Annotated in this window: 6 protein-coding genes; 1 reads left to right on the plus strand and 5 read right to left on the minus strand. The window is 55.5% G+C overall.

Annotated elements, in window-relative coordinates:
• Positions 1 to 391: IS3 family transposase (locus EKH80_RS24510; protein ID WP_425481173.1), on the minus strand; the 391-nt coding region annotated here is incomplete at its 3' end.
• 11 nt (positions 392 to 402) lie between these two features.
• Entirely contained in the window at positions 403 to 696 is a 294-nt protein-coding gene (locus EKH80_RS23395) for a transposase (RefSeq protein ID WP_126687213.1), read from the minus strand.
• 488 nt (positions 697 to 1,184) lie between these two features.
• On the opposite strand from EKH80_RS23395, the gene EKH80_RS23400 reads away from it, so the two are divergent.
• Entirely contained in the window at positions 1,185 to 1,760 is a 576-nt protein-coding gene (locus tag EKH80_RS23400; protein ID WP_126687214.1) for a DUF4291 domain-containing protein, read from the plus strand.
• Between the two features lie 9 nt (positions 1,761 to 1,769).
• On the opposite strand, the gene EKH80_RS23405 is transcribed toward EKH80_RS23400, so the two are convergent.
• From EKH80_RS23405 to EKH80_RS23415, 3 genes are all read right to left on the minus strand, one after another.
• Entirely contained in the window at positions 1,770 to 2,360 is a 591-nt protein-coding gene (locus EKH80_RS23405; RefSeq protein WP_126687215.1) for a group-specific protein, read from the minus strand.
• Positions 2,361 to 2,864: 504 nt separating this feature from the next.
• A complete protein-coding gene (locus EKH80_RS23410; RefSeq protein ID WP_230473904.1) occupies positions 2,865 to 3,218 on the minus strand; it encodes a hypothetical protein in 354 nt (117 codons plus the stop codon).
• A 1-nt stretch (position 3,219) separates the two neighbouring features.
• The coding region (locus EKH80_RS23415; protein WP_196240431.1) for a hemagglutinin repeat-containing protein at positions 3,220 to 6,601 on the minus strand (3,382 nt) is incomplete at its 5' end.

Below are 6,601 nucleotides of genomic sequence, written 5' to 3' on the forward strand. Positions count from 1 at the left end.
CATAGGTGATGTCCGCCACCCAGACCCGATCCCGGCCTGGGCTGGCAAACGGCCACGCCAGTCGATTTGGTGCGGCCGGTACGCGTTGATAGGGGGCACGCGTGCGCATGTAGCGACGACGGCGTCGTGTCTGGATCGCATGCTGCTGTCGCAGGCGACGCACCCGGTGACGCCCGCACACCTCACCCTCTTGGCGCAACGCCTTCCATATCCGCGTTGTCCCGTAAGCCTCTCGCGTGACAGCGTGAAGCTCCTGAATACATTGCACCAGGCGCTGGTTCTCCTGCGCCCGGCTACCAGGCTCGCGGCAGCGCCAAGCATAGTAACCACTGGGCGATACGTGGAGCGTGCGACATAAGGTGCGTATGGCATGGCCGTGCTGGGTCGCCATCCAGGCGTACTTCACGGCAGCTCCCGCGCGAAGTACGCCGCCGCTTTTTTTAAAATCTCATTCTCTTCCTTCACGCGCGCTAACTCGCGCTTGAGCGCGGCCAGCTCATCCTGGCTCGCCTTGGGGCGACCGCTGCCACGGAACGCCTGATCGCCCTTCTTCTCCGCATCCTGCGCCCATTTGTATAGACGATTACGCGGCACGCCCAATTCACGGGCTATCGCGGCAGCAGGCTTACCGCTCGTTTGCATCATGCGGATCGCTTCGCGCTTGAATTCCGCACTGAACCTTTGGCGCTTTTCCATCGGACACCTCCGTGCGAGGATTGTCCTCGCTTTTAGGTGTCCGTGAAATCGGGACTAGCCCAACCTGACCCTGTTTTGGTTGAGGACGATCGACAATGGTCCCATCCGACTTTTGAAAAAATAGTACATCAAAAGATTTCGTAGTCGATTTACCCCATGTTCGCGTCGCAATAGACGTCATATCAGACAAAGAAAGATCGGCCTGTACAACCACTCCATTGGCTTGATCGAACTTCCCCTCTATGCCTCGGAGCAGGGCATTGGGACATCCACAATTTATGGCACAAGATCGTATAAGCGATGTGCTAATCCATGGGTGGCCGTGATTGCCCTCCGTCAATGGCGCGCAAGTGTTTGCGTAAAGCCATTTGATGGGTATCCCGGATCTCTTCGGATATCTGCGTCCCTGATCTCTGCAGTTGCGCCAAGATGGGTTTGCGCGGATTATTCTTGGTTCCGAGCGTCCGTGAATTCGGGACCCGTCCAACATGATCCCACAACGACAGATTCGTGCGTTCTACAATGACAAAACGATGCGCGTCTACCAAGCGTATTCGAATGCCATCGCAGACCACGCATTGGCACAAGGGACATTCATGTCTCCGCCATTCAAAATGGAACGAATGACTTGGATAAAGCTATCATTTCTATGGATGATGTACCGATCTGGCTGGGGTCTGAAAGATTCAGGACAAGCTCGCATCTTGGCAGTTGATATCTCTCACGAAGGCTTTGGGTGGGCATTAGCTCATAGCTGTCCGAGCCACCCTGATGAGTTGATGAGTAAGGAGGAATGGATGCATGTAAAGGAAAATGCACCCGTTCGCATCCAGTGGGACCCAGAACGGGATCTGCTACTACGACCTCAGCCGCACCGAACCATTCAAATCGGCCTGAGCAAGCAGGCCGTCAGCTTGTACGTCGAGGATTGGATACAACGCATCACTGATGTGACGTCACTGGCACATAGTATTCACGCACTTGTCTCCCAAGGGGATTTCGCATCGGCGCACGCACTGCTTCCTGTAGAGCTCCCCTACCGCATGACACGTAGCGATTTCTAGGTTCAATTGTCATTTTTTGGTGCGGCTGGATTCAAGGGCACGACCACGTTCGTTTAGTTCATGTAGTAGATCTTTCCCGTCAACGATCCAAAACTTATCCACCGCTGGAAAGACTTCTTCAGGATAAGTATTAGCAAAATCTTCGAACTCTCCAACCCAGCCGTCAGGCACGTAACGCTCTAACCGCGGGCCATTTTGATAAAAGCCAGCAAATCGCTTGTGATCAAAATCAACGAAGGCAATAGGGAACAAAAAGTCGACATCCCACCATGACTGCGCGCTGGGGAGTCTTTCCAAGAGAGCTTGCCGCAAAAAATTAAGGTCCAACTTACGAGTTTCTGGTGCACGCAGAAACTCGTCGGCTGTATCTTGATCAAGAACTACAATACCGGCCCTCTGGTTCGCCACCACGTTTAGATCAGGATAGTGATAGCCCGCAGCGACAAATTCGTCCCTCCGCTTTTTCCAATCAAGCACCAGATTTTCATGCTCTAGCAACAACCAATGAACAGCTTCTTTATGGCGAGCGACAGCAACCGCGTATTGCGGGTCAAGCAACTCTGGTGTTGCCGGCCCTAGAATTTCTTCGAGACTTTTCATTCGTGTACCTTGCCTGATCCCGGAATTGCATTTTCTTGCAACCATTGCCCCCAAGGAGGCGGCAGCTCATAAGAGCGACCTGGCTTTGTCGGATCAACGATAACGGGTCGGAACACTTTTTCGCGTCGAAGATGCGAAGAAAAGTATTCTGACCCCAAATTCACCGCGAAGAAAAGTATTCTGACCCCAAATTCACCGTGACGTTTGCTGCGAAGCGTCTTTAGTTCACTTCCTGGCCGATCGACCGGTGAGCACTCATGTAATCGTCCGTCATATCGTCCACACAAAAAGTGAACCTGGCCCCGGTACCGGTCCACAGAAAAAGTGAACCTAGCACCGTTAGCAGCACTCGGAATTATGGCCTGGAAATTTCCGAACCCGTGGGTCACTAATCTCCTCAACGCCTACCTCGGTTTTGGACCTTAGGGTGTTCCAACATCTCGTGAAGTACGCGCGTATCAGCGTAAGGTGATTCGCGGATAGATTTTATTAGCCAATCCAAATTCAAACGATCTCAAGAACTTTAAGGTCATGAAGAAAAACCTCCATCTCCTCTCCGGGCACTCCTACGAGAATTCCTTCCAATCCAACCTCTCTAATTAGACTAGCAATGTTATCCCTAATTATCTTTTCGGGCCCTTTGTGCCAGCCACCACTTAAAATTAACAAAACAACATTGAACATCAGTTTCTCAATCGATCGCTCGAATGTTGTCTCAAATTGATAACTCACATACCCCATGATCTGTTCGTGTGGCCATCCTCTTTTTACAGCATTATCCCTGCAACCTCGAAAATACGTTTCGAGCGACCATGCCTTAATTGTTCCATAAGGGACGCGTTCGTCGTGTAGTGGCATATCAATTTACCTTTGGCGTTGGCTTGATAACTCCACCGTTGTTCAAGATATTGATCTTGATGTTGGGGTATTTGCTTTGAAACATCTGGATGATGTTTGAGCAGCTATCACAAGGTGGACGCTCCGTGAGCAGATCAATTGTACCTGCTATCGACGTATTATCTCCCAATTGGGCAGCAACGTTGTTCAGAATCACAGCCTCTGAATCTCCAGTGCGAAGCAACGGAAAACCCGTAGCAGTGGGCACTACAGTACTGGGAAATGTTTCTGGGACAACACCTACGAAGCCAAGCGCTTGCTCAACTGCAGAAGGTGTTTGAATTTGACTTGACGCGGCCATCATGGGTGATACGCCAGGAATATTAATTTGAGCGACCCCTACGTTACCGCTGGTTCTAGCGTCACCAGTTAATGCTGCCCGCAAATTTCCAACTTGCTGAGTCAACGAAGCCTGAACATCACCCAGATCGCCGCCTAATGTATAGGTAGCCCGTGCCGCTGCGTTAGCAGCTACCTGCGCTTTGACAGCAGCGTTAGCGGTGTAAGCTTCTATGCCAACAGGAGCCAGCTGCGTTGCTCCATACACGAGAGCCGCTGCATCTGGTGACAAGCCAAGAGCTTGCCCACCTTGCTGTCCCAAGGTCGCCGTCGGATGGCCTGTTTGAGCAGCATTGTATCCGGCTGCGGCATTGTCCAATCCCGCCCCTGTTAGATATGCCGACACCGCACAACCCAAACCTGTTTCACATGTCATGGCGGTCGCGAGACCACCAACTGCCTCTAGTTCTCCCCCGACAAATTGCGCGGCCCCAAGAGCACGTGTTCCTATATGGTTTCCGGTATACCAATCCGAAAGCGCTTGATATTGGGCGGCTCCTTGTGACATTCCTCGCTGTTCCGGTGCCCATGCGTAGGGTGAATTGGTGCCTCCCGTGTTTGCGACAATGTAAGCTGCTAGATCGGGATTTACTTGTGGTGGAACCACTTGCTGGAGATACAGGCTGTCACCAGGTCCATTAAGGAGCACCCAGCTCGCGTGCGTGTCATAAATGGCCCCGGAATCCTTCACATTGACGAAAGTGCCTTCCTGAGCAGTTTCGCCAGGCATCACACTCCCTTCACCCAGGCTGTAACCACTCAGCCGCATAGCATCTTCAATCTGTTGCGTGGTGTAGAGACCATTGCTCTTCGCTGCTAATGCCTGAGCGAGCTGCTGTTCAGTGGCATGTAACTGGCGATTGTATTGATCGCCGGCCAACGCAGTGGACGCACCCGCACCGCCACCAACCGCACCACCTATGGCTACGCTAGCAAGCTGCATCAGCGTGTTGCGCTGCGCGGGATCGGTGATGTGTTGATCGTCCAGGTACTGCTGCATGGCCGCGCTGGCTTTCTCGCTCGCCATGGCACCCAGTGCACCCTGTAGCGCATCACCGCCTCCCAGTGCCGCTGTCGCAGCGCCCACGAGGCCATGCAGAACGACTTTGTTGGCGCCGCCATCGCTCCACGCTTGCTTTTCCGCATCCGTGGTTGCGTGATTGGCCATATAACGGGCGATGTCCCCAGCCGTAGTCATGCCGATCTGCCCAGCCAACATTCCCGCCTGCTGATTCTGCGCAATCTTGTTCGGATCGAAGGTGTTGGTCAGCCCATTCGCATCACTCAGGCTTACATTGCGGTTGAGACCTGTGAGGTCCTGTGTCGGGTTATCACGGGTGACGATTGAGCCTTCTGCAATCCCCGCCTGCGTCGTGCTGCTCTTGTTGCTGTTCTGGGGAATGCCTATCCCGGGACTGAAGCTGGTCATCCCAGACAAACCACCGGTACCCATGCCACCACCCACGCTGATGCTCTCAGCGCTGGACTTTTCATGGTTCTGGATATCGCTGAAGCTCAGGCTGCCGGTATTGAGGAGGTTCTTGCTGGGATCGGCGCTACTGGCGATCGCCGCACCCTTGAGGTCCGTGTTGCCGCCCACGGTGATATCGAAGCCGCCATTGCCAGCACCAATGCCGCTCATCTGCGTCACGCTGGCATAGTTGCTGTTGGCCTTGCTGGCCGCCAGGTTACCGCTGACACCCACGCCACCGCTGCTGCCCCAGCCGTAGACCAGGGTGAGGCCGCCCTGGATGCTGTGGCTGGCGTAGTCGTTGGTGTCCTGCTCGCTGGCTACGTTGAGATTGCCGCCGATGTTGGCGAGCACGCTGTTGCCGGTGGCCTGAGCACCCTTGATGGTGGTGTCATTGCCGCTGATCATCGTCAGCGTGTCTTTGGCGCTCACCGCACTGTCGGTGTGCGTCGTGCCATTGCCATGGGCGATGGACTCGCCGGCGGCCACGCTCAGGTAGATACCGGTGGTTTGACCGATGCTCAAGCCCACTTCGCCGCTGGCGTTGTGGCTATCATTGCTTTGCGTGTGCTGTTCGGCCTGGCTGAGCAGGTTGATGTTGTTCGTGGCCGATAGGGCAACGTTGTTGCCCTTGATCTGGCTGCCGACGACGTTTATGTCGCCGCCCGTTGCAGCAATGGTGACATTGCCGTTACTGCTGATCTGGCTGCCATACGCAACGTCGTCGTGCGTCTTGCCGGTACTGGTGGAGCTACCACCTCCGATGCCGATGTGCAGGCTGATGCCGGTGGCTTGGCCGGCGCCCTGTACGCCGCCAGCCATGCCGCCGCCCATGGCCCCGTTCGTGTCCGCCGCACCGTGCGCGTAGCCCTGCTGAAGCGCTTCGGGCGTATTTTTCAACGCGCCGTAGCCAGTGCCGTTCACGCCCATGGCCTTGCCGGCGCCCGGCGAGAACAAGGTCTCCGCCGCCTGCATGGCATACAGCGCCTTCAAGCGCGAGTCGCTGTTGCTACTGCTAGCGCCATGCACATCCGCCGCCAGGGTCTGTGCGGTGGCCGCGACACCGCCACTCAGGCCCAGGCTAATACCCGCACTGCTCTCCTTGTGCGTCTGCGTAACGTCCTGGCTACCCACGGCCGCATCGATGGTGACGTTCTTGCCAACGATGTTCGTCGCGGTCTGGCTGAGCACATCGCTGCCCGTGATGTGCACATTGTTGCCGGCGGTCAACGTGACGGCACCATCGGTGCTGCCGACCAAGCTGCCGGTGTAGCTCACTTCCTTGTCGGTGCTGGTGGTGGTCTGGGACTTGTTGCCGATCAGCACGCTGAAACCACCGCCATTCATCAGGCCGGTATGGCTCGTGCCGTTGGATTGGGTTTCGGTGTAGGTGTCCTTGCCAGCGTTGAGGGTGAGGTTATTGCCCGCGGCCAGGGTGACGTCGTGCGTGCCGGCAATCTGCACGGCGGTGCCGGTGAGATCGTGGCCGGCCGCCACGGTGACGGTATCGCCCGAGAGCGTGCTGCCGACACTG

Source organism: Dyella choica (assembly GCF_003977665.1).
Taxonomy (GTDB): domain Bacteria; phylum Pseudomonadota; class Gammaproteobacteria; order Xanthomonadales; family Rhodanobacteraceae; genus Dyella_B; species Dyella_B choica.

Excerpts from the sequence above, each read along its gene's own strand:
- EKH80_RS23400 (WP_126687214.1), top strand. The coding sequence starts at position 1,185 with ATGATCCCACAACGACAGATTCGTGCGTTCTACAATGACAAAACGATG.
- EKH80_RS23405 (WP_126687215.1), bottom strand. The coding sequence starts at position 2,360 with ATGAAAAGTCTCGAAGAAATTCTAGGGCCGGCAACACCAGAGTTGCTT.
- EKH80_RS23395 (WP_126687213.1), bottom strand. The coding sequence starts at position 696 with ATGGAAAAGCGCCAAAGGTTCAGTGCGGAATTCAAGCGCGAAGCGATC.
- EKH80_RS23410 (WP_230473904.1), bottom strand. The coding sequence starts at position 3,218 with ATGCCACTACACGACGAACGCGTCCCTTATGGAACAATTAAGGCATGG.